Source organism: Nocardioides sp. P5_C9_2 (assembly GCF_054049555.1).
Map to the genome: position 1 here is coordinate 1 of NZ_JBFUMD010000675.1, position 1,535 is coordinate 1,535.

Annotated in this window: 1 protein-coding gene; it reads left to right on the plus strand. The window is 69.6% G+C overall.

What is annotated here, in order from left to right:
* A partial coding sequence (locus ACXJKL_RS20895; protein WP_457208914.1) for a heavy metal translocating P-type ATPase occupies positions 1–1,535 on the plus strand: 1,535 nt, incomplete at both ends.

The window sequence follows — 1,535 nt, forward strand, 5'->3', positions numbered from 1 at the left end:
CCCGACATCACCACCGGCACTGGCACCAGCACCGGAACGGGCCTCGACACCGAACCCGAGACTTGCACCCTCGACATCGGCGGCATGACCTGCGCCTCGTGCGTGGGTCGCGTCGAGAAGGCGCTGCTCAAGCTCGACGGCGTCACTGAAGCCCGGGTGAACCTGGCCACCGAGGTCGCCTCCATCACCTACGACCCCGGCGTCATCCAGCTCGACCAGCTCACGGGCGCCGTCGCCAAGGCCGGCTACACAGCCACGCCCCGCCACCAGCGGCCCACGGGTGCCGGCGCAGCGGCCGCGGGCGGCAGCGCCGCCGCCGACCCCGGCGCCTCCAGCGACGACTCGGCCGAGGAGGACGCGCGGGACCGCGAGCTGTCGCGGATGAAGGTCAGGTGGCAGATCGCGCTGGCAACCGGTCTCGGGCTGATGGCGCTCATGTACGTGCCGCTGTACATCGACACGATGGACTGGCTGATGCCCGTCATCTTCGTCGTCGCGACCGCTGTGCAGTGGTGGGCCGGCAAGGACCTGTACGCCTCCGCGTGGACTGCCGCCAAGCACCGCTCGACCAACATGAGCACGCTCGTCGCCATGGGCACCGGAGTGGCCTGGACGTACAGCACGTTCGTGACCTTGTGGCCCGGCGTCGCAGAGAAGTGGGGCTTCCCGCTGCACGTGTACTACGAGACCTCCCTCATCATCGTCGCGCTCGTCCTGGCCGGGAAGTGGATGGAAGGACGGGCCAAGAAGCGCACCGCCGCCGCCGTCACCGCGCTGGTCGGCCTCGCGCCCAAGACCGCCCGAGTCGTTCGCGACGGCGTCGAGGTCGACATCCCGGTCCAAGACGTCGCGGTCGGTGACGTCGTCCGCATCCGCCCAGGCGAGAAGTTTCCCGTCGACGGCGTCGTCGTGTCCGGCACCACCGCTGTCGACGAGTCGATGCTGACCGGTGAGAGCCTCCCGGTCGACAAGACCGCCGGCGACGCCGTCATCGGCGCCACGTTGAACACGACCGGCTCGGTGCACATTGAGGTCACCGCCGTCGGTGACGACACCGCGCTGGCGCAGATCATCCGCCTCGTCGAGGACGCGCAGGGGTCCAAGGTGCCGATGCAGCGGCTGGCCGACAAGGTGTCCTCGATCTTCGTGCCGGCCGTCATCCTCACCGCGTTCGCCACGTTTGTCCTGTGGGCGGTGTTCGGGCCGGCGACGGAGAACCTGACCATGGCGATCACGACCACCATCGCGGTCCTCATCATCGCTTGCCCGTGCGCTCTCGGGCTGGCCACGCCGACTGCGGTCATGGTCGGCACGGGCCGGGCCGCCGAGCTCGGCATCCTCATCTCGAACGGCGAAGCGCTCGAGCAGGCGCGCCGGCTCACCGCAGTCGTGCTCGACAAGACCGGCACCATCACCGAAGGCAAGCCCGCCCTCACGGCCATCACGACCACCGACGGGTTCACCGACGACGGCGTACTCGCCCTAGTCGCCGCTGCCGAGAGCGGCAGTGAGCACCCCATCGCCCAGGCCATCAC